The organism is Blautia sp. HCP3S3_D9 (genome assembly GCF_052063845.1).
GTDB lineage: Bacteria > Bacillota > Clostridia > Lachnospirales > Lachnospiraceae > Blautia_A.
The window spans coordinates 1-659 of the sequence record NZ_JBQHWS010000286.1 but is presented as its reverse complement, the minus strand read 5'-3'; the positions used below and the strand labels follow the sequence as shown (position 1 = coordinate 659).

Annotated in this window: 1 protein-coding gene; it reads right to left on the bottom strand. The window is 38.8% G+C overall.

Annotation, left to right across the window (positions count from 1 at the left end):
* Positions 1 to 659 (bottom strand): IS1634 family transposase (locus ACTNES_RS20935; RefSeq protein ID WP_441040582.1); only part of this gene is annotated, 659 nt, incomplete at both ends.

The window sequence follows — 659 nt, the reverse complement described above, 5'->3', positions numbered from 1 at the left end:
CTCTTCCTGGATCACTTCTGTCCTCTCCCTTGCGCATATGAACCTCCCATCATCCTCATATATTTCAAGTTTAAAATACTTCTTATATCCATCCCCTACGGTCGCTTTTTCTCCCTTTAAACCGTTAAGATATTTCGTCATTCGGTCTATTTTTGCCTCTATCTGTTCATGTTCCGCACACGCTTTCTGGTCTGAATAATAAATACGAAAATATCTTTCTTTTTCATCTGATATATAGAGTTTTTTCTTTATTGTCTTTCCAAATGTCTTATACTTCCGTATATTGTATTTACGAATGCTCTCGAATTCTCCTTTGTTTTCCAGGATCACCCGTCTGACAGATTCACTCATACCCTTTACCATGATCACAAAATCATACCCGCATTCATCCATATACCGGATGTTTTCCCTGCCAAAATATCCCCTTTCCAGGATAAATCCGACCTTCTTATATCCGTATCCTTCTGCTTTTTTTAACATATACTGGAGCTGGGAAATATCTACGATACTTCCAGGATACTGCTCATAAAACAACGGTTCTTTATTATATGTATCATACACAATGGAATAGTTAAAGACCGGCAGTCCACGGTCATCTTTCGGGTGTCCAAACTCAACAAATCTCAGATCCCCGGCCTGACAGTTCTTATTGGTCGAAT